The sequence below is a fragment of the Pseudoalteromonas tunicata genome (genome assembly GCF_002310815.1).
In the GTDB taxonomy this organism is placed as follows: domain Bacteria; phylum Pseudomonadota; class Gammaproteobacteria; order Enterobacterales; family Alteromonadaceae; genus Pseudoalteromonas; species Pseudoalteromonas tunicata.
This window is the reverse complement of record NZ_CP011033.1, coordinates 425,183-445,439: the sequence shown is the minus strand read 5'-3', so window position 1 is coordinate 445,439 and position 20,257 is coordinate 425,183. Positions and strand designations below refer to the sequence as shown.

The following is a 20,257-nucleotide window of genomic DNA, read 5'->3' as shown; positions in this document are numbered from 1 at the left end:
TAAGCACACACCTGGCGCGATAACTTAAACTCTCTTTCACACTAATGGCAGCTAATAGTTGCTTGACTGCCCAGATTTGGTACTACCGCAATGCGTTTAAATTCAAATGCCATCGCTTGAGAGGCTTTAAACATAAACGGCGCATAAATTTTATCCATCGTAGCACCTTGTTGTTTAAAACAAGCTAAGTCGACACTCACATCATGCCACTCATTACCAACAATGTTATTTAATGCTTGGCTGATTTCGATAGCCACATCACATTGATTTTCGCAGCGCATACTTAATGCTACTGGAGAAGCCACCGCAGCCGGTACTTTCACTGTCATCACCAAGGCACTGCTTGCCTCATCAAGCCCTCTTAAATCAAAAGGGAAGTTGTCATTAATTTCTAATGCGCCTGCTTGAGTACCATTAAATTGCACTAAACGAGCATCTTCTTGGATATCAACATCAATCGATTTAATTTTAAGTGCACTATTTTGCTCAATACTGCTAGCTACAGCGGTCATACCTTGTTGATCAACTAAACTCATACGCCAAGGCGCTTTAACCGCTCGTTCAAATAAGACTAGTTCTTGAATTTGATTAGCAGTATGTTGGCTTTTCTCATTTAAATCATTCGCTAACGTGCTTTTATCGCCATAACGTAAACCAAAACCAAATGGTAATAATGGCGTTTGTCCATCACCTTGATTAACCGCTGTTTGCATTGCATCGTTAGGCCAAGAAAACGAGAGCTTACCTTTAAAATCGTGCTGAATTTCACCTTGTGCACTTTGCAGCAGCACATCTGCCACCGCATCCCCTTCGCTGCCAAGTAACCACGCTGCCACAAACGCATCAGAGGCATTAAGCTCAGCATTAACCCACATCGGGCGGCCACTAATAAAGACAGATACCACTGGTATACCCGCAACTTTTAAGCGTTTGAGTAAGGCTAAATCACTTTTAAGCCCTCGTTGATACTCAAGATTGTCTAAATCCCCATTGCCTTCAGCATAGGGTTCTTCACCAAACACCACCACAGCGACATCGGGACGAGTATGATAATCACCACTGACGCTCAACTCAAGGCGGCCACCAGCTTGTTCAATTTGTTGTTTAAATCCATCATAAATCGAGCTGCCCCCTGGAAAATCCTCGTTGGTATTGCCTGTGCCTTGCCATGAAATTGTCCAACCACCCGATTGTTTACCAATATTATCAGCGCCATCACCGGCTAATAAAATGTGTTGTTTGGGATTGAGTGGCAATAATTGCTGATTATTTTTCAGTAATACTAACGACTCTCGCACCGCTTGTTTTGCAATTTCTCGATGTGCAGCAGATCCAATAAGTTCTGTTTTACCCGAGTACATACGTTTTGCTGGGCTGGGTTTATCAAATAAGCCTGCTCTAAATTTCACCCGTAAGATCCGGCGCACCGCATCATCAACCCTAGATTGTGCAATCTGACCTGATTTGACCTGTGCAATGGTATTTTCAAGTAGTGGTTTCCACGCAGTGGTCGGCACCATAAAAATATCGAGCCCGGCATTGATTGCTTGCGGGCAACTTTCGTTGCTACAACCTGCAACTTGACCGTGACCATTCCAATCCCCGACTACAAAGCCATCAAAACCCATCTTATTTTTAAGCACTTGGGTTAATAAATATTCATTACCGTGGTTTTTTTTACCATGCCAGCTATTAAAGGATGCCATCACAGATTGTGCACCAGCACTAAGGCCACCGACATAACCTTGGGCATGAATATCAAATAAGGTTTGCTCATCAGCAATGTTATCACCTTGGTCATCCCCTCCTTGTGTACCACCATCACCAATAAAATGTTTAACCGTACTTATCACGCGTTTATCAGATAAAAAATCCCCCTTGGCGTGACCTTGCAAACCATTCACTATGGCTTTGGCATACTCGCGCACAATGGCTGGGTCTTCTGAATAACCTTCATAGGTGCGACCCCATCTATCATCTCTTACCACTGCAACGGTTGGCGCAAACACCCAATCAATGCCCGTTACCATCACCTCAGTTGCGGTGACTTCGGCAATTTTTTCAATTAACGCAGGATTATTTGCAGCACCTAAGCCAATGTTATGAGGAAACAACGTTGCACCAATAACATTATTATGGCCGTGTACCGCATCGGTGCCCCACATGGTTGGAATGGTGCTGCCATCAAGGGAGTCATCAATCGATGCTTGATAAAGTGCATCGGCTAACGCAATCCAATCTTGTGCAGTGGCATGTTTGTTATTGTTGGGAAATGCACCACCGCCATTTAGGTATGAACCAAAGCCATATTTACGCATATCTTCAACGGTAATATCGCGAATTTCAGGTTGGATCATCTGGGCAATTTTTTGCTCTAACGTCATGGTGCCTAAAAGTGTGTTCACTTTCGTTTCAATTGCGTCATCTTGTTTAACAGCAATGTCTAACTTGGGCCAAATATCGATATTGGTTGCCATGTTGGGTGCTGTTTTTGCTATTGATGCTTGGGTTTTAGTCTCATCGGCTGGTTGGCAGCCCAATAATAAAAAGCCTGTGCTTAACAGTAGTGCAATAGGTTTGAGTACAAATAACCGGTTGTTTTTCATATTTTCTCTCTGATCCTTATTATTCTTGTTGTGCAGCTGCAAGTGGAGTCATCACACGAGCACCAAAAAAACCGTAATAAGCAATAAAGCCATAACAAAATACAGGTAGAATAAAGGCCAATTGCACCCCTATTTCATCAGCTAACATCCCTTGTAATAAAGGAATAATCGCCCCACCAACAATCGCTAAACAAAGTAAACCTGAGCCTTGGCTGGTTAATTCTTTAAGTTGATTTATCGCCAAACTAAAAATCGTTGGAAACATAATCGAGTTACACAAACCAACAAATAAAATAGCCCACATCGCAATACTGCCAGTACTGACAATAGCAATACAAATCAAGATCATGGCCATCACCGCGTTAAAACACAGTAATTTCCCAGCATCAATTTTATGTAACAAACCGGCTCCAATAAAACGCCCGACCATAGCGCCACCCCAATAATAAGCGATGTAATGTGCAGCAGTCTGCTCAGTGAGCCCGGCAATATCTGGCAAGCTTAAAAAGCTCACTAAAAAGCTACCAATCGCTACTTCTGCACCAACATAAACAAAAATAGCAATCACCCCTAATACTAAATGACGGTATTGCCAAATAGATGCGTCTGGATTTACAACTACGATATCTGGCGCATGGTCAATTTTTAAATCAGGTAATTTTAGCCACGCAAACACTGCGGCTAAAATTAGCAAGGCACTGGCAAGCAATAAGTAAGGCAATTTAACACTGTCGGCTGATTCTGCCGCCGATAAAGCCGTTGCAGTATGATCTAAAATCAGTAACGCACCAAAAAAAGGCGCAACCGTAGTACCTAATGCATTAAATGCTTGCGTTAGATTAAGGCGTGCTGAGGCTGTTTTGGCTGGGCCTAAATTACTGACATACGGGTTAGCCGACACTTGCAACACCGTGATCCCTGACGCTAAAACAAATAATGCCAATAAAAAGACCGGATAACTCATTAAACTTGCTGCAGGATAAAACATCGCACAACCAAGAGCGGCAATCACCAGCCCAATCACGATACCTTTTTGATAACCAATGCGCTTAACTAAAAAACCCGCAGGTACCGACACTAAAAAATAAGCACCAAAAAAACAAAATTGTACCAGCATAGCTTGGCTATAGCTGAGGTCAAAAATACCTTTCAAATGCGGAATTAAAATATCATTTAAGCAGGTAATAAACCCCCACATAAAAAAGAGTGTCGTTAAAGCCCGCAGTGCAAACGTATAATTTGTATCTAAATTATCTGATTGCAACTTACCTGATTGCCCGGCAGTCATGCTTGCCATCTGATGATCCTCGTTTATTGGTTGTATCAACTTCTTTGTCACTTTTGCTTAAAATTGTATTTGTACAAGATCAGTTGATATTTGGTTTATAAAGCACTAACCTAAAATGTAAGCGCTTTCACATCTCTACAATCTAAAACCAAATTGGTCATTTTACAAGTTTAATTGTAAGCGCTTACAAAAATGATAAATCTTAAAATAGGTAATCGAGCACAATGAATAAATTGACCCTAGCGCCCACATCAAAAATGAATTCACCGGACTTTATTTTTGGCGTTGCTACGGCAGCCTTTCAAATTGAAGGCGCGGCCAATACCCGTTTACCCAATATTTGGGATACCTTTTGTAGCATTAAAGGCAATATTTCAGATGGATCGAACGGCGATATTGCCTGCGATCATGTTAATTTATGGCAACAGGATTTAGCTTTAATTGCATCCTTGGGCGTCGATGCTTATCGGTTATCGATTGCATGGCCAAGAGTGATGACCAAAGAGGGCACGTTAAATCAAGCTGGTGTCGATTTTTACATTAGGCTGTTAGATCAATTAAAAACCTATAACATCAAGGCATTTGTCACACTTTATCACTGGGATTTGCCCCAGTACCTAGAAGATCAAGGCGGATGGCTTAACCGTAATACCGCCTATGAGTTTGCCCACTATGCCGATTTAATTAGCCAAGCTTTTGGTGAGCGGGTTTATGCCTACGCCACGCTTAATGAGCCTTTTTGTAGCGCATATTTAGGCTACGAAGCAGGCATTCATGCCCCTGGTTTAAAGGGCAAACAATATGGTAAAAAAGCAGCGCATCATTTATTGCTTGGTCACGGTTTAGCCATGCTTGCACTACAAAAAAACAGCCCAAAAAGTCAAAATGGTATTGTATTAAATTTTACCCCCGCCTACCCTGCCAGTGATAGCAAAGCAGACATCAACGCAGCACGCTATGCCGATGATTATTTTAACCAATGGTATATAAAACCGATTTTTAATGGCTGCTACCCTGACCTTATTAACACGCTACCAAAAGAGCAACAACCGGATATTTTACCCGGAGATATGACCATTATTAGCCAAAAACTCGATTATATTGGCGTCAATTATTACACTCGTGCAGTGTATCAAGCAGACGCTACCCATATTTTTAAAGAACTACCGCCACAAGCACCAAAAACGGATATTGGCTGGCAAATTTATCCGCAAGCTTTTAGTCAATTACTTACACACTTGCACCAAACCTATCCCCTACCACCTATGTATATTACTGAAAATGGTGCCGCCATGGCCGATAAGCTCGAACATGGCCATGTGCATGATCAAAATAGAATCGACTATTATCAATCACATCTTGATGCTGTAAATGATGCCATCGACATCGGCGTTGATATTCGAGGCTATTTTGCTTGGAGCTTGATGGATAATTTTGAATGGGCCGAAGGATATTCAAAACGTTTTGGCATCGTCTATGTTGATTACCAGACACAACAACGTACTATAAAAGCAAGCGGTCTTGCTTATCGCAATCTTATTTTGCAGCGTAATCAGGATAAAAAATAGCGTAAAAGCAAGATATTACCTATCCAATAGGTCATTAACCCACTTACGAGAAACAATGATGCTCACTATAAAAGAAAAAATAGCCTATGGGCTCGGTGACACAGCAAGTAATATTATTTTTCAAACAGTGATGATGTTTTTACTGCTGTTTTATACCGATGTAGTTGGACTCTCGCCCGCAGTCGTAGGGGTTTTATTTTTAGTGGTGCGGATTTTTGATGCCATCACAGATCCATTAATGGGTGCGTTGGCCGATAAAACCACCAGCAAATGGGGGCAGTTTCGCCCTTATCTTTTATGGTTAGCCTTGCCGTTTGCACTCATCAGTATTTTAGCCTTTAGCACGCCACAATTATCTGGCTCAAGCAAAATCATTTATGCCTTTGTTACTTATACCTTATTAATGCTCGCTTACACCGCCATTAACATTCCTTATTGCGCCCTTGGTGGCGTCCTTAGTGCCGACACGAAAGAGCGTGTCAGCGTACAATCTTATCGATTTGTATTTGGCATGCTCGGTGGTGTTATTGTTGCCAGCTGCACCATGCCATTAGTTGAGTATTTTGGCCAAGGCGATAGCGCAAAAGGCTATCAAATGACCATGATAGCAATGAGCAGTTTAGGGTTTATCTTATTTTTATTGTGTTTTTTGGGCACCAAAGAGCGCATTAGCCCCCCGATCGAATCAAGTAGTTTTAAAGACAGCATGGCGTCGCTTTGGCGCAATGATCAATGGCGCATTTTATGTATTGCAGCTTTCTTTTTACTTACTGGTCAGGTACTTAAATTCAGTCTTGCAGTGTATTATGTAAAATACTTTTTAGGCCGTGAAGATTTAATTACCGCCTTTATGACAGCAGGCGTTATTGCCAGCATGGTCGGTTGTGCCTTGGCTCAACCACTTGCTAAACGCGTGTGTAAAATCAAAGCCTATATTTGGCTACAAACTATTTCAGCTGTGGTGTGCGCGCTCGGTTATTTTATTGGCTCCGAGCAAATTGAACTGGCCTTTGCCGCGTTTATTATTTGGAAATTCTTTTTAGATATGGCCACGCCGTTGCTCTGGGCCAAAATGGCCGACACCATAGATTATGGCCATCACAAAACTGGCATTAGGATCACCGGATTAGTCTATTCTGGCGTGATCTTTTTTATTAAATTTGGTGTTGCCATTGGCGGGGCACTTGCTGGATGGTTATTGGCTTTTTATGGTTATCAAGCTGATACGGCGCAAACTGAGGCCACAAAAAATGGAATTTTGTTATCCTTTACCCTCTTTCCAGCCATTGGCTCACTCATGGTAGCCATCATCATGACTCGTTACACCTTAACCACTGAAAAACTAGATGAACTACAGCTAAAAATTCGCCTTAACAGTGACGAACAACCCCAACATGATACACTGCAACCCTGTACTAAATAATGACTAGCAACTCCCTGTAATAATAAAGGACTCCCATGGCAACAATTTACGATGTATCACTTTTGGCTGGCGTTTCATTAGCAACCGTATCACGAGTAATGAATAACACTGGTCGCGTAAGTGATAAAACCCGTAAAAAAGTCGAAGACGCTATGAGCTCCCTTGGCTATCGCCCTAATATGGTGGCACAATCATTGGCCTCTAATCGCTCTAACAGCGTAGGTATTTTGGTTTCTGAATTATCAGGTCCCTATTTTGGCCAAATGATGAGTGGCATTGAATCTGAGGTGCGCGCCGCAGGCAAGCATGTCATCATCACCACTGGTCACTCACAAGAAGACAAAGAAATCGAAGGCATTGAGTTTTTAGTTAGTCGCAAATGTGATGCCTTGATTTTACACGTTGAAGCAGTCAGTGATGACTACCTTATTGCGCTGAGCAAACAGAGTATTCCTATCTATTTAGTCGGTCGGTTAGTGCCCGAACTAGCCGAGCAGTGCATTAGTTTAGACAACGTATTAGGCGGTTATTTAGCCACTAAAACCTTGCTTGAGCACGGTCATCGCGACATTGCCTATATTGCAGGGCCCTTATTCAAACCCGATGCCCGTAACCGCTTAATTGGCCATCAACAAGCACTGGCCGAATTTGGTATTCGCTTTGAAGACACCTTATTTTATGAAGGTAATTTTAATGAGTCTGGTGGCGAACAAGGCTTTGAATACTTTGTTGCATCTAAGCGCCCTTTTACTGCCATTGCCTGTGCCAATGACGAAACAGCGGCAGGTGCGATGGAACTCGCCCGTGAAGTTAACTATCAACTGCCGCAAGACTTATCTATCATTGGTTTTGATAACATTATTTTTGCCAAATACCTCTATCCACGCCTCACCACCATCGAAAACCCAGTGATGCAAATGAGCCAAATGGCTGCACGTTTGGCGCTAAAACAAGTATTTAACGAGAAAAAACATCAAATTCAGCACATATTTGAACCAAAAGTGATTATGCGAGATTCACTTCTACAACAGCCTAATGCGAAAAACTAAGTTAAAAACATTACAACATCCGTTCCAGATACTGAAACACATTATTACAGATTAACCTCTCACTCTTTATAAACGAGTGTTTACATTGACAAAACATGGATGCATTATTGGTGCAAGCAACCCAAAAATGCCTCATTTCATGAGCCTTAATTCAGGGTTTTACGCCAAAAAGTGTTTTAGTATCAGAAACCATCTCAGCGTGATCTCAATTACGCCAAATAACAATACGGTTAACCAACATGGAGCGCTATCTCATGCCACAAGTACAATTGAAATGCTTATGTGGAAAAGTAACGGGTGAAACAGCTGATATTAATGAGCATTCAGGCACAAGAATTCACTGTTGTTGTGATGACTGCCAAGCATTTGCTCAATACTTAAATCATGAAAAAAGCATCGTCGATTATTTTGGTGGTACAGATATCTTTCAAATGCCTCTATCCCATTTAAAAATTAATCAAGGGCATGAGCAAATCGCCTGTGTAAAACTGAGTGCTAAAGGCATGCATCGCTGGTATACAACATGCTGTAATACACCTATTGGCAATACTATGGGCCCTAAGATGCCATTTATCGGTGTTATTCACAATTTTATGGCTAATGCTGAACACAGAGATGTAGCACTTGGCAAAAGCCGAGGTTATGTTCATATCAAATTCGCTAACGAGAAAGTACCCGAAAACTTACAAGCCAAACCGTTTAACATTACCCTACGCATTATTCTCAAACTTTTGCTGTGGAAGATAAAAGGACTAAACAACCCCAATGCTTTTTTTAATCAAGATCAACAGCCGATTGTTAAACCTAAAATACTCAAATAATGGTTAATGGTTAATGGTTAATGGTTAATGGTTAATGGTTAAAAAGTAGATTCTTAAGGCTGAAGTCAGCCATCTCTAAAATTAAGTCTTCTTTTTTGTTTGGTAGGTGCAAGCCTGCTTGCGAAGACGAGCGAAGCTTGTCCGCTTTTTGTAGGTTGGGCTTTAGCCCGAGGCTCTTGTTATGAATTTTTACGGCGCTACTTACAGCATGTATTGCCCAAAGGGTTTATGCGCATTCGCCACTATGGATTTTTAGCCAATGCGTGTCGAAAGCGAAAGTTAGCACTGATAAGGTCACAGGCACCACAGACAGATAAACCGCTGAAACCAAAGACAGCAAAAGAAACACAGCTACCTCATTGGCCGTGGCCGTGCCAAAAATGTAAAACAGGCACACTGCGATTTATTGGCATCATCACTGTTGATGAAGTGATGAATAAAGCAGAGCGAACGAGCTAACGGCCACGCTTGCTTGGTAAAATCAGAGGGTTAACCTGTTTAAGTGTTCAGGTAAGGTGACGCTGTGCCCACGAAAAATAAGATTGCCTCAGCGCTAAAAATTAGGTGTAATGGAGACGTAAAAATGGCTGAGCCATGCAGGGAAGGCTAAGAAAACACCGTTAATCCGATAAAGTAAGCGTGATGTAGCCTACATCACGAAAAGCAAATTCCCATATCATAAACAATGCCCACTCAAACACCGAGCAGGTAGCGCCTCAGTCCAACAAGCGATTATGCAACACAAACAGTGTGTCGCATAAATACTAAATTGTTATGCCACAGCCAGAAAATATGGAGAAAAGGAAATGGATCTTAATTCACTACTACTATTTATAGTCGCTTGTCTTGCTATCAATATGATACCAGGGCCAGACGTTATCTATATTGTTTCAAACACAATGAAAGGTAAGTTGGTCACTGGGTTCAAAGCTGCAATGGGACTTGGTGTAGGTTATTTTGTTCATACTTTAGCAGCTTCATTAGGATTATCTGCAATTATCCTCAGCTCAGCGGTAGCTTTTAGCGCAGTCAAATGGTTGGGTGCCGCTTATCTAGTCTATTTGGGTGTTCAGTCGTTACTTTCAATGTGGCGTGGGGATAGCACATTGAAAGTAAGTGAAAGCGTTGAAAGTGACAAAAATGTATTTGTACAAGGCGTAATTGTTAGTGTATTAAACCCGAAAGTTGCACTGTTCTTCCTTTCGTTCCTACCTCAGTTTATTGACACATCATCAGGTTCGGCTTCGATGCAATTATTGTGGCTTGGTTTGTTATTTAGCGTACTGGCTACAATGTGTAATATCCTGTATGCGTCAGTAGGTAGTTGGGTCTTTAGTCGCCCGAATTCTCAGCGCTACTCACGAGGGCTAGAGGGCGTCTCTGGTGTTTTACTTATTGGGCTAGCAAGCAAAGTTGCGATCAGCGATCGCTAGTGGCATAACAAAGCATTTAAGAGTGATTCGCAACGCTTGGCAGTTTCGCTTCGCTCAAGTATAGCCAAGCGCCGATCACACCTTAATGCGGCGATGAGGTTGTAGAATTACTCATTTGGTCAAGTTTTTAGGTGATTTAAGGGTTCTCAAATGCATTGCTTAGTCCGAGATAGTCGCTTAGAAAGCGATACGGGAGCTCAAAAAATGGCCAAATTTATAAAAATAGAAATTCTACAGCCTCGTTATGTTCATTTGAAGGTTTTGAGGGTGTATGAAAGATATATTTCGTCTAATTCGAAATTTCATATTAGGCCAAGCAGTATTGGCTCTGATGGCACTTTTTTTTGCAATTCCAATAATCCTTTATGTTACTGTGTTTTCCTTATTTATCCCTGATTGGGCTGCTGGAATTACAATTATTCTGCTCATAATAGGGTTCACGGTAACCTTAGAAAAGATTGGAAATTTTAAGTCGCGCACAAAATCTAAGCCACAAAATATTCCAGACTTTGGTGTTTCCTCTATGGAAGAGGCTCATAAAAATCTAATCAAAAAGGGATTTCAAGTAGACCCACAAATAGCAAAGTCTCTCAATCGCGCAAACATTGCTCACTTAGAAAAATATGGAGCATGGTTGAGTGCGTTAGAGACTGGCCAAATAGCTCCTATTACCGAAGAGCAGAATCGATTTTTAGATGTATGTCGAGGTTTTCAGAATCCCATAAACGCTACTGAAATAGCTTGGTATAATTACAAGAAAGTTGCTTCTCGGTTAGCTGGAGGTGACTTTGGCTATCACAAAAATAGCTTTAAAATTGAAAAGGTTGGCGTTAAAAAAATGTAAAGCTTGTGGTAGAAACATTGATTTTTGCGTGTGTGGTAAATGAACATAACAAGAGCTTAGCAAACAATTATATGACCATAAATATCTCGTTGAAAAATAATAGGACTAATTTTGGTTGATATATTTTTGGCTGTTTTTAAATTCTTTTTTTAAATAAATGCCTAGCAATACATAAATATTTCTCATATGGAGTTGCCAATGAATACCGAAAAAAATAACTCTCGCATTCGAGAAGGCGTTGAGCTAAGAGACCTAATTAAAATGCAAACTGAAGTCGGTTTAATTGAATCAATGTTTCAGTCTAAAACGCTCACAGCTATAGTAATCATTATAATTATTTTGCTGGGTGGCTTTTTCATGTTTTTATCCAAGGTGGCAGGTTAGCTGCGTTAGAATATAGTGAAATTTTGCTGATATTAGAAAAAGCAAAAAAGTTTGATAGTGAAATAAATCAAAATTAATACAATATTTAAACCTAACAAATAAGAATAATAGTAAAATGAAGAACATTAAATTTGCGGCAATTGTTGCACTTGGAACCGCTTAAAATACTGGAATTTATCAACAACTAGCCCACCCATTAAGCATTTTTGAAGTTTATAAACCCGTTTTTGTTAGCGTTTTTACCTTCGTCATTACTGTAATCTGGTCTATGTTAACTCAAAAAAAATAATTAAGCGCACATACAAATACGAGCTTCTCTCGTCAATTGGCATTACTTATCTTTTTGACCGCGCAAGCGGTCGAATAAAAATCACGTAAACCAAGTAATTGCAGCTAAACCTTTACGGGCTAAACGCTCATAAAACAGGTACATGCAATGGCAAAAAAGAACAACCAAGACAAGTGTTTACCCCGTGCCACAATTAAAGAGACGAGGCCGCTACAGGTAAATACCCATGCAATGCTCAACAAAATATCAACTTTAAGCTGTGCGCTCGGGCTATGTAAAAAATATAAAATGGCAGCAAAACCCCACCATGCCAAGGTTGTAATGTGCCAAGCAAAGCGTAATACACGCTTAGTGAACCAATCGCTACCGAGTAATTTTGGTAAGTTATCACGTTTAAATAAACGAATAAGTAGGTATTTTTCACCTAAGTAGGAGTGAACAAAACCAATAATAATAAGTAATGCAGCAGCAAAAAGTAACATCTATTGATCCTTAATTTACGGGTTTTAATCCGTTTGTTATGCCCTTTTTAAGACAACGTACCATAGCATTATTAAAAACTGTTTGAAATGTGAAAACATCAGCGGGCTAGGTAGTTTAAAGCTCTGTAATAATTTGATTTTAATAAGGTTATTTTTCTTGTTTACCGTTAAACGCTTTTTGTTGATATGAGGAGCTAAAACCGTATTATGGGCGCAAATTTTGCTGTTAAAAACGAACCATGAATTCTTCATCAAGCAATCAACGCATTCAAACTATCGTCAAAGCGATAAAAAAAGAAGAACAACTGCTGCGAGCACGTCATCCTCTTTTGGCCCATCAAAATACCATTGCACTGACCTTATTGGTGGTGTCTTTATCTGCGATGGTGGGCGTTGGTTTTTTATATTCTCTGGCACTTATTCCGGCGTGGCTCACCATTGTATTAGCGGCTTTTTTCGCCTCGATTTCTCATGAGCTTGAGCACGACTTAATTCATAAACAATATTTTAATAAACAACCAATCATGCATAACCTGATGATGTTGGTTGTATGGCTAATGCGCCCCAATACCATTAATCCGTGGGCACGGCGCGTGATGCATTTAAACCATCACAAAGTATCGGGTACCCATCAAGACTTAGAAGAGCGATTAGTCGGCAATGGCATTAAAAACCCGCTGCTGCGTTTTATTGTGATTGTTGATGGCTTGCTGGGTTTGTTGATTTTTCAAAAGCGCTTTAGCGCTGAAATTAAAGGCTTTCACTTTTTAAAGGTGTTTAATGCGGGCTTTCCTATTACCACCAGTTACTTTGTCGTGCTCTACAGTTTTATTGTTTTTCATGCAGTTGATTTTGTCACCGCGGGACAACTTGTTTACCCTACCTATTTGCTTGGCATAATGGATTGGGTTAATTTTTTAATGGTGGTCTTGATTGCACCTAATATTGTTCGCTCTGCCTGCTTAAATTTTGTGACCTCTTCCATGCATTACTATGGTGGTGTGACTAACGTATTACAACAAACCTATGTGCTTAATCACTGGCTTTTTGCGCCTTTTCAATGGTTTTGCTTTAATTTTGGTCATACCCATACCATTCACCATTTTATTCCAAACCAGCCGTTTTATATTCGCCAATGGATCAGTAACAAAATTATTCCGGTGATGCTCAAAAACGGCGTGCATCACAACGATTTGGCAAGCCTTAAACAAGCCAATTATTACCACCATACGTCTAATTAAGCCGCTCTTAATTTTGACCACAGTCCACTCATTATGGCTGTGGTCTATCGCTTAATCGTCCCCTAAAAACATATCTTCGTCTTCAATCTCGGAGGGTAAATCATCATTTAATTCATCCATGCTGATCACTTGGTTATTTGAGTAATATAACGAGGTCGGAGCTGAATAATTTGGTACATCATCATAACTAAATACCGAATAATATTTAGCGATATGCTCATGACCAAAGCGATCATAGGTATATTCATCTTTTCCTGCATAAAGTTTTACCCCATCAAAAGGTGACTTTGGAGGATGAAAGCGATTACGCACCACAAATGTGCCTACAAAATCAGCATGATCTGGGTTTTTCCAACTCAGTTTTAGCTGCTTGGCCTCATTGGTAAGGGTAAAATCAGTAGGTGTCGCAAGGGGATATTTACGCCGTGAAATGGTATGGATCACTAATTTTGCTTGTAATGCATGGCCTGCAGGATACCAATCAATCAGTAAGTTATTGGCTTTTGAGGCTGCGGTGGCACGAATAATAAAATAAAACGGTTTGTTTTCACTATGAAGGCGCTCGAGAGCTTGGCGCGAATAACTATCGAAAATAAAATGCTGACTATTTTTATCGGCCAGTTGCTCATGGCTAATTTCATAGCCTATGTATTCGATTTTCTCTCGCTGTTTAACACTGACATAGTTAACATCGTTAAGCTCAACCAACTCAATCGTAAAACGTATATCTTTGTTAGTCGTTAATTTATTACTATTATTAAGCTGCAAATACGCTTGAGTGATCACTGTTGTATCAGGTGCTGGCAAACTTTGGCTCGAAAAGGCCATCTGACCATACACAATTAAGCCATGCTCATCAAACCCCGACGCCAACTTGTTTGCCACCACATGTTCAGGATAAATAGTATGTAAGACTTCGGGCACTAAAGTTAACATCTGCTCTGATTTTGTGTAAATAAGCTCAAGGGAGGGACGATAATGCAAACCACTGCCAAATGGGCCATACCCAATATCAAACTGCATCATTTGAGAATCACTGCCAAGGGGTAAAGTTGTTGGCCCTTTTAAACGTAAAATAAGCCACGATTTACCGCTTTGTTTTTGCCGGTTCAAATACGCTTGCAGCCCTGTACGCTCAACACCATTAAAGCGCCATTTACTCCAAATACCTTGGGTCATTTTATCTGATTCTATGGTGTAACCTAGGCTGAATAAGCTTTTAGCATTTTTCACTTTTTGATAATCATAAATATCATCAAGCGCATCATTATCGATAATATCAATTGACCAATGGCCATATTTTTCGACCTTAGCCCCCACACGATTCATCGGATAAAGCGAAAAACTGGCACTGCGCAGCGCTGCGTTAGATGGCAGCTGAGTTAAATCAAAACGCACCAAGCCATAACAAATACCACGCTTGATATTTACACCAATAAACATTGAGTTATAACCAAAATGTTCTTTATTTTTGGCTGTGTAGTTTTCACCGAGATACCCGACATCGGTTTTGCTAGCAAATACAGTCAGTGAAAATTCATCGTTGGCCAACTGAGTTTTTAAGCGAATTTCCGGACTAAACGGTGACTTGATTTTCGTCACTTTATCAACCGCACGAATGTTATAAAAGTAGTGCTGGCCACTTTTAAGTTGCACATCAGTAAAAAAAGTCGACTTGGTAATGGCCACTAACGTTTGTTCATTACAGGTATTTTTATTACGTTCACTGCGATAAATTTCAAAATAAACATCAACATTAGCCTGATAACGCCATTCAAGGCTGACACTATGCATCGCAATCGACGAAATGGTAAACCCCTCAACCCGTTTAGGCGCAAGGCTCGAATAGTTAATAGCTTCGCCTAAAGCATAAATTAGTGCGGGAATATTTTCGGCCACGCTTTGCGCCATATTTTGCATATAATCGGGAATATTCTGTGTGCCGACCTCAACCACCACAGCTAAAATTCCTTTGGCATAATAGTATTCGCGGCCACTGCCACGAATTAAATTAGCCGGTGGCTTGCCACGATGAATACCATATTGCCGACCCGTTACTTTTTTAATTTCGGCATTCATATTGGCGCACAATACATTTAAGTCTGTGCCTTCAATTTCGACTTCATGATTAAATTTATGCGCAGGAAAAAACACGTTACCTTGTGAGTGGTAATCTAGTGAAACAGTAATATTAGGATGCAGCTCAACAAACGCTTTTATTGCTTGTGTTTCGGGCTCCGAAAAAGGAGCGGGTCCTGGATACGTATTGCTGTTAGTGTCGGGGTTTTTACGAAAATTCGAATCAAAATTACGGTTAAGGTCAACACCAAAGGTACCATCGCCGTTGTCTCTGCGGTTTTTTCGCCAAAACGAAAAATGATTGCGTGAATATTCAAATCCATCAGGATTTAAACACGGTACTATGTACAAGGTATTGCGAGTGAGTGCGTTCATCAGCTTTGGATTAAAGCGATAATTTTCAATAATATATTTTACAAACTTAATGGCTAACTCATTGCCAATCCATTCGCGAGCATGAATGGTGCCGGTATAAAGTAAGGCCGGTTTTTGATCCGCATAAGCGACATCAAGGGATACCGTGGCTAACATAATAGGCCTTTTTTCCCATGTATCACCAATGCTTTGCAGCCGAATTAGGTGGGGGTGTTCGCTCATCGCTTGTTGTAAAAAAGATAACGTTTCTTGATAAGATGCGTACTGGATTTTCATCGATGGTGCCTTTTTATTGAGCTAAAAAAGCAGCAGACCAAAGTAACATGCGCGCTTTGGCCCACAACAAATTTATAACGTTTGACTAAATTGCTGCCAATGACTGGTAATTAACGCCAATTTTTTTGCTTTCACATTTTTTACTTCACACAGTTTTTCAGGCTGATGCGTCAACGCCTCTACAACACCTTTAATACCCAGCGTTTGAATAATTTCATGCGCCATTTTTTCACCTATGCCTTTAATACCGGTAAAAAAACTCATCAAACTTAAATGGGTGAGCGCGGTTTTATCATCACTTTTAATGGGTACTAACGCAGAGCTTATTGGCACACTTTCATCTTGGCCAACTTGTTCTATTACGGCTGGGCGAGCAAAATTATCTTGAAAATTCCAGACATCACTTGGCCATTCTTCTTGACTATTTTGGGTAAAAGACACAAGTGGATAACCCTGCTCATCACATTGGTTAAACAACTCGTTACTGTCATTACTTGGGCTATAGTGGCCAAAACTGATATGGCGCATTGTGCGCAATAACAAAGGGTTAATTTTGCCAAGCTCTTCCCAATTCCACATCGGAATGTGCGGTTTTTTAAACAGACCAGCTGAGTATTTCCACATTAAATATTGGCCAATCCAATCTCGAATATACGGAAAAGCTGCAAACGCGGTGGCACATTCCAAAATATACACTTGGCCATTTTTACCCAGTGCAATATCACACGCCCAATACTCAGCCTTGGCAGCTTTTGATGTTTTTACCGCTAAATCAAGCACACGTTTTGGCACATTTTGATAATCCATACTGCCACCTTGGCTGGTATTGGTCAGCCATTCGCCCTCTGGTGGGCGGCGCCAAAAAGCACAAACGGGTTTGTGGCCAATCAGCATTACGCGAATATCCGCTTCCATTGGCACAAAATCTTGCACATAAACCGGATAATATTTGCGTTTATTAAGTAATGCGCTCGCCTGCGCATAGCTATCGACTTTATGGACAAAATAGCCGCCATAATTAGATGGGCCAAACGAGCGTTTAATAATTTTTGGATACTGAGCGCTTTTTAAATAATGCTCGGCGCGTTGTGGCACATAAAAAATGCTGGTTGCTGGGGTCGGTAAATCATATTTATTGCAAAAATGGGTGACATTTTCTTTCGATTTATTGGCAAACTGCGCATCAAGTGAAGGCACAAATTCGACATTCGGCAGCGCTTTTGCGATTTCACGAAATGTTTCGTACGCCGTTGCTGGAATATTGCCGATCAGCACCTCTATTTTTTTTGCTTTGATTTCATTAATAAAACGCTGTTTATCTTTCCCCCAACGGTAGGTAACTTGCTCTATTTTGTCGGGCCAGCCTTTAAAATTCGATTTATCGAAAAACCGCATAACGTGATTTAAATATAAAAAACCCAACTTAGGGAGCGCTCTATTGCTACTGTTCACTTAGGCCACCTTAGCGTGTGCAAGATGCACGGTGCGATCAATCAAGTTAACAATGGCATCTATTTTTTTCTGATTAAAATTAAGCCCCATTTGCTCTTGCTCTGGGGTGGCAAAGGCTGGAATACCGTTAATTTCAAGCACTACAAATTGCTCTTTTTCGCGATCATAAATGATATCGACACCTGCAATTTCAAGCCCACTAACCGCAGCCGCTTTAATGGCAAGCTGCACCACTTCATCACACGGTTCACGTAAAAATACACTCCCACCACTGGTAATATTGGTTTTCCAATCATCTTTAGGGGCTTTGCGGCCATAACAGCCAATATACTGACCATCAACAATATCAACGCGATAATCGGTATTGTCATAATCAATAAAACGTTCGAGATAAAAATAACGCAGATCAGTGCGGCTCAAAAACGGCACCAGCATATCGAGGGCATGTTCGCCTTCAATTTTAACAATGCCTGCACCACCCCAGCCATCGGTGGGTTTATAAATCACCCGCCCACCCCATTCTCGCATCGCAAGTTTAAGGCCTTCCATATCGTTTTTATGGCAAAGACGATAATCAGCAGTTGCAATACCATGATTATTAAGTAAATAAGAGGTTTTAAATTTATCTTCAGATAACGCAAATGCAGGGTAATTATTAATAGTAGGAATACTGCGGCTAATGGCTTCATACAAATACACTTGAAATTGAGACTGCTGTCCTGCGTTGTAACTCAAGAATAAATCTAACTCTTCCATCACCATCCCATTACAGATAATTTTGCCATCTCGGGCATAGGCATCTCGTAAATTTAGGTTGTTAAAACACATGATATTGCGCTCTTTAAGTGCGTTTATCATCTTAGCTTCAATTTGTGCACCGCCGCTATTTTCATATAACCACAGGCCAACATTTGCTGTTGTCATTCCTCATTCCCTTTATCTGTGTTCAATTCATTAACTGCTTAGGCCTTCTATTAAAGGACAGGATTGTGACAGTAGATTGACGAAAATATGTACAACAAAAGACTTAATAAAACGGTCACGAAACTGCAACTCGCCGTTTAAATAGTTGTACTTAACTATGCAAGCACACTGCAATAACATCCCCTAAGGAAGGCTATAAAATGAGTAATGGTATCGATTTTTCTGAACTGGCAAAAATGGTTAATTGTAACTCTCACAGTAAAAACAAAACCGGTATTGATGAAAACGCTGAAATTTTTAAAGCATGGATGCAACCGCTTGGTTTTAGCTGCCAAACGTTTGCGCGTGAGCACATTGGCAACCACCTATTATTTAGTTCACCAAAACGTTTGGGCAAAAAAATCTTATTATTAGGTCATCTTGATACCGTTTTCCCGCAAGGAACATTCTGCCACTTTAGTGAAGATGCACAGTGGGTCTATGGCCCAGGAGTGTGTGATATGAAAGGTGGTAACTTTGTTGCCTTAAACGCACTTCGTAAAGTCAAAACCTTGCTTGGTGACATTATTAATATCGATATGCTACTTGTAAGCGATGAAGAAACGGGCAGCGATGACAGCAAACAACTATCGAGTAAACTCGCTAAAAACTATGATTATTGTTTTGTTTTTGAAGCCGCAGGTAAAAATCATGAAATTGTCACCGCCCGCAAAGGGGTTGCCACCTTTACTATAGATATCACCGGCAAAGCCGCCCATGCAGGTAATCATTATCAAGCGGGAATTAATGCTAATTTAGCGGCAGCTAAGATGCTAATTGAACTGACCGAATTGACTGATTTAAGCCAAAATACTACTGTTAACGTGGGCAAAATGAGTGGTGGGATTGGCGCCAATACCATCTCACCGAGTGCGCAGTTAATTGTTGAAGCCCGTTTTACTTGTGCATACGAAAAACTGCGCTTGCTCGAAAGCATTGCTCACCTTGTTGATAACCCGCTTATAGAAGGCATCGAAGTGGCCATTTCTGGTGGGGTACAACGTGATGTTATGGCGCCAACCAAAGGGCAAACCGAGTTAGTTACCTTGATTGGCGATATCATTGGTTATCCGTTTCAGACCGAAGCACGCGGTGGTGTCAGTGACGCCAATACCATGGCCGCAGCCGGATTAGTCACACTTGATGGATTTGGCCCTTATGGCGATGGCGATCACACCATTAATGAGCGTGCTGAAAAAGCGAGTTTTGCACGTCGTATCCATGAAATGAGCCAAATTCTATTGCACTTTTGCCCTGTCACGCGTCCTCATAGCCAAACATTGCTCGGATCAGAGGCCAATATTGCTTAAATTTTAAAGATAATGCTGCAGCCTATGGCAAAATCTAGGCTGCTTTTTCATCAAGCTTTAATACTGAGGCTTTTAACACTGATAGCTCTGCGTTCCCACTGTTGCTTTTGATTGCTTGGCTAAACGCAATAGCGGCTTGCTCTTGATTGCCTAACTTTTCATGCAGTAGCCCAATTCGAACATAGGTAAAACAAAGCGTATTAGGACCCACTTCTGATAATAAAACACCTGTGCTATCTGACTCGATATGGTGTGCCACAGGCAAAAGCTGAGGATCTATCTAATTTACTGTCAGGAATTAGTTGACCACTACAGTTGTTTTATTTGAGGACCTGTTTTTTTTTGAGTGTAATCTGGTGATTTTTTAAAATGTT

General features: G+C 40.7%; 16 protein-coding genes and 1 pseudogene. 10 read left to right on the top strand and 7 right to left on the bottom strand.

Annotation, left to right across the window (positions count from 1 at the left end):
- Positions 1-41: 41 nt before the first annotated feature.
- The gene (locus PTUN_RS19580; protein WP_009836990.1) at positions 42-2,606 is read right to left on the bottom strand and encodes a glycoside hydrolase family 3 protein; all 2,565 of its coding nucleotides are present in this window, start codon (positions 2,604-2,606) and stop codon (positions 42-44) included.
- 19 nt (positions 2,607-2,625) lie between these two features.
- Positions 2,626-3,903: a sugar MFS transporter gene (locus PTUN_RS19575; protein WP_009836991.1), complete on the bottom strand. Its 1,278-nt coding sequence runs from the start codon at positions 3,901-3,903 to the stop codon at positions 2,626-2,628.
- Positions 3,904-4,118: 215 nt separating this feature from the next.
- Between PTUN_RS19575 and PTUN_RS19570 the strand changes: the two genes are divergently transcribed.
- The 8 genes and pseudogenes from PTUN_RS19570 to PTUN_RS19535 all read left to right on the top strand — a co-directional run bounded on the left by PTUN_RS19570 (position 4,119) and on the right by PTUN_RS19535 (position 11,416).
- Positions 4,119-5,462 (top strand): GH1 family beta-glucosidase, encoded by a 1,344-nt coding sequence (locus tag PTUN_RS19570; protein ID WP_009836992.1) that lies wholly within the window; start codon positions 4,119-4,121, stop codon positions 5,460-5,462.
- Positions 5,463-5,520: 58 nt separating this feature from the next.
- The gene (locus PTUN_RS19565) at positions 5,521-6,885 is read left to right on the top strand and encodes a glycoside-pentoside-hexuronide (GPH):cation symporter (protein WP_050760011.1); all 1,365 of its coding nucleotides are present in this window, start codon (positions 5,521-5,523) and stop codon (positions 6,883-6,885) included.
- A 35-nt stretch (positions 6,886-6,920) separates the two neighbouring features.
- A complete protein-coding gene (locus PTUN_RS19560; RefSeq protein ID WP_009836994.1) occupies positions 6,921-7,934 on the top strand; it encodes a LacI family DNA-binding transcriptional regulator in 1,014 nt (337 codons plus the stop codon).
- A gap of 254 nt (positions 7,935-8,188) precedes the next feature.
- Entirely contained in the window at positions 8,189-8,755 is a 567-nt protein-coding gene (locus PTUN_RS19555; RefSeq protein WP_040643597.1) for a DUF6151 family protein, read from the top strand.
- A 174-nt stretch (positions 8,756-8,929) separates the two neighbouring features.
- Positions 8,930-9,214, top strand: a pseudogene (locus tag PTUN_RS19550) (transposase); the annotation flags it as partial.
- Positions 9,215-9,561: 347 nt separating this feature from the next.
- Positions 9,562-10,188: a LysE family translocator gene (locus PTUN_RS19545; protein WP_040643468.1), complete on the top strand. Its 627-nt coding sequence runs from the start codon at positions 9,562-9,564 to the stop codon at positions 10,186-10,188.
- 271 nt (positions 10,189-10,459) lie between these two features.
- Positions 10,460-11,032, top strand: coding sequence for a DUF413 domain-containing protein (gene maoP / locus PTUN_RS19540; protein WP_009836998.1), 573 nt, complete (start codon positions 10,460-10,462; stop codon positions 11,030-11,032).
- A gap of 198 nt (positions 11,033-11,230) precedes the next feature.
- The gene (locus tag PTUN_RS19535) at positions 11,231-11,416 is read left to right on the top strand and encodes a hypothetical protein (protein WP_119081675.1); all 186 of its coding nucleotides are present in this window, start codon (positions 11,231-11,233) and stop codon (positions 11,414-11,416) included.
- A gap of 408 nt (positions 11,417-11,824) precedes the next feature.
- On the opposite strand, the gene PTUN_RS19530 is transcribed toward PTUN_RS19535, so the two are convergent.
- Entirely contained in the window at positions 11,825-12,187 is a 363-nt protein-coding gene (locus PTUN_RS19530) for a hypothetical protein (protein WP_009837001.1), read from the bottom strand.
- Positions 12,188-12,426: 239 nt separating this feature from the next.
- Between PTUN_RS19530 and PTUN_RS19525 the strand changes: the two genes are divergently transcribed.
- Positions 12,427-13,428 carry a fatty acid desaturase gene (locus tag PTUN_RS19525; RefSeq protein WP_009837002.1) on the top strand — a complete coding sequence of 334 codons (1,002 nt, stop codon included), beginning with the start codon at positions 12,427-12,429 and terminating at the stop codon, positions 13,426-13,428.
- A gap of 51 nt (positions 13,429-13,479) precedes the next feature.
- Here PTUN_RS19525 and PTUN_RS19520 read toward each other — a convergent pair whose 3' ends face one another.
- The 3 genes from PTUN_RS19520 to PTUN_RS19510 form a co-directional block, all read right to left on the bottom strand.
- Positions 13,480-16,158: a M14 family zinc carboxypeptidase gene (locus tag PTUN_RS19520; RefSeq protein ID WP_009837003.1), complete on the bottom strand. Its 2,679-nt coding sequence runs from the start codon at positions 16,156-16,158 to the stop codon at positions 13,480-13,482.
- Positions 16,159-16,230: 72 nt separating this feature from the next.
- On the bottom strand, positions 16,231-17,610 hold the full coding sequence (locus tag PTUN_RS19515) for an ATP-grasp domain-containing protein (protein ID WP_009837004.1): 1,380 nt from the start codon (positions 17,608-17,610) through the stop codon (positions 16,231-16,233).
- Entirely contained in the window at positions 17,611-18,534 is a 924-nt protein-coding gene (locus tag PTUN_RS19510; protein WP_009837005.1) for an ATP-grasp domain-containing protein, read from the bottom strand. It lies immediately after the preceding gene.
- A 200-nt stretch (positions 18,535-18,734) separates the two neighbouring features.
- Between PTUN_RS19510 and PTUN_RS19505 the strand changes: the two genes are divergently transcribed.
- Entirely contained in the window at positions 18,735-19,883 is a 1,149-nt protein-coding gene (locus PTUN_RS19505; protein ID WP_009837006.1) for a M20 family metallopeptidase, read from the top strand.
- Between the two features lie 34 nt (positions 19,884-19,917).
- On the opposite strand, the gene PTUN_RS19500 is transcribed toward PTUN_RS19505, so the two are convergent.
- Entirely contained in the window at positions 19,918-20,142 is a 225-nt protein-coding gene (locus PTUN_RS19500; protein WP_009837007.1) for a hypothetical protein, read from the bottom strand.
- Positions 20,143-20,257 lie beyond the last annotated feature (115 nt).

What these genes read in the sequence shown, in the direction of transcription:
- PTUN_RS19580 (WP_009836990.1), bottom strand. Translation starts at nt 2,606, where the DNA reads ATGAAAAACAACCGGTTATTTGTACTCAAACCTATTGCACTACTGTTA.
- PTUN_RS19575 (WP_009836991.1), bottom strand. Translation starts at nt 3,903, where the DNA reads ATGGCAAGCATGACTGCCGGGCAATCAGGTAAGTTGCAATCAGATAAT.
- PTUN_RS19570 (WP_009836992.1), top strand. Translation starts at nt 4,119, where the DNA reads ATGAATAAATTGACCCTAGCGCCCACATCAAAAATGAATTCACCGGAC.
- PTUN_RS19565 (WP_050760011.1), top strand. Translation starts at nt 5,521, where the DNA reads ATGCTCACTATAAAAGAAAAAATAGCCTATGGGCTCGGTGACACAGCA.
- PTUN_RS19560 (WP_009836994.1), top strand. Translation starts at nt 6,921, where the DNA reads ATGGCAACAATTTACGATGTATCACTTTTGGCTGGCGTTTCATTAGCA.
- PTUN_RS19555 (WP_040643597.1), top strand. Translation starts at nt 8,189, where the DNA reads ATGCCACAAGTACAATTGAAATGCTTATGTGGAAAAGTAACGGGTGAA.
- PTUN_RS19545 (WP_040643468.1), top strand. Translation starts at nt 9,562, where the DNA reads ATGGATCTTAATTCACTACTACTATTTATAGTCGCTTGTCTTGCTATC.
- maoP (WP_009836998.1), top strand. Translation starts at nt 10,460, where the DNA reads ATGAAAGATATATTTCGTCTAATTCGAAATTTCATATTAGGCCAAGCA.
- PTUN_RS19535 (WP_119081675.1), top strand. Translation starts at nt 11,231, where the DNA reads ATGAATACCGAAAAAAATAACTCTCGCATTCGAGAAGGCGTTGAGCTA.
- PTUN_RS19530 (WP_009837001.1), bottom strand. Translation starts at nt 12,187, where the DNA reads ATGTTACTTTTTGCTGCTGCATTACTTATTATTATTGGTTTTGTTCAC.
- PTUN_RS19525 (WP_009837002.1), top strand. Translation starts at nt 12,427, where the DNA reads ATGAATTCTTCATCAAGCAATCAACGCATTCAAACTATCGTCAAAGCG.
- PTUN_RS19520 (WP_009837003.1), bottom strand. Translation starts at nt 16,158, where the DNA reads ATGAAAATCCAGTACGCATCTTATCAAGAAACGTTATCTTTTTTACAA.
- PTUN_RS19510 (WP_009837005.1), bottom strand. Translation starts at nt 18,534, where the DNA reads ATGACAACAGCAAATGTTGGCCTGTGGTTATATGAAAATAGCGGCGGT.
- PTUN_RS19505 (WP_009837006.1), top strand. Translation starts at nt 18,735, where the DNA reads ATGAGTAATGGTATCGATTTTTCTGAACTGGCAAAAATGGTTAATTGT.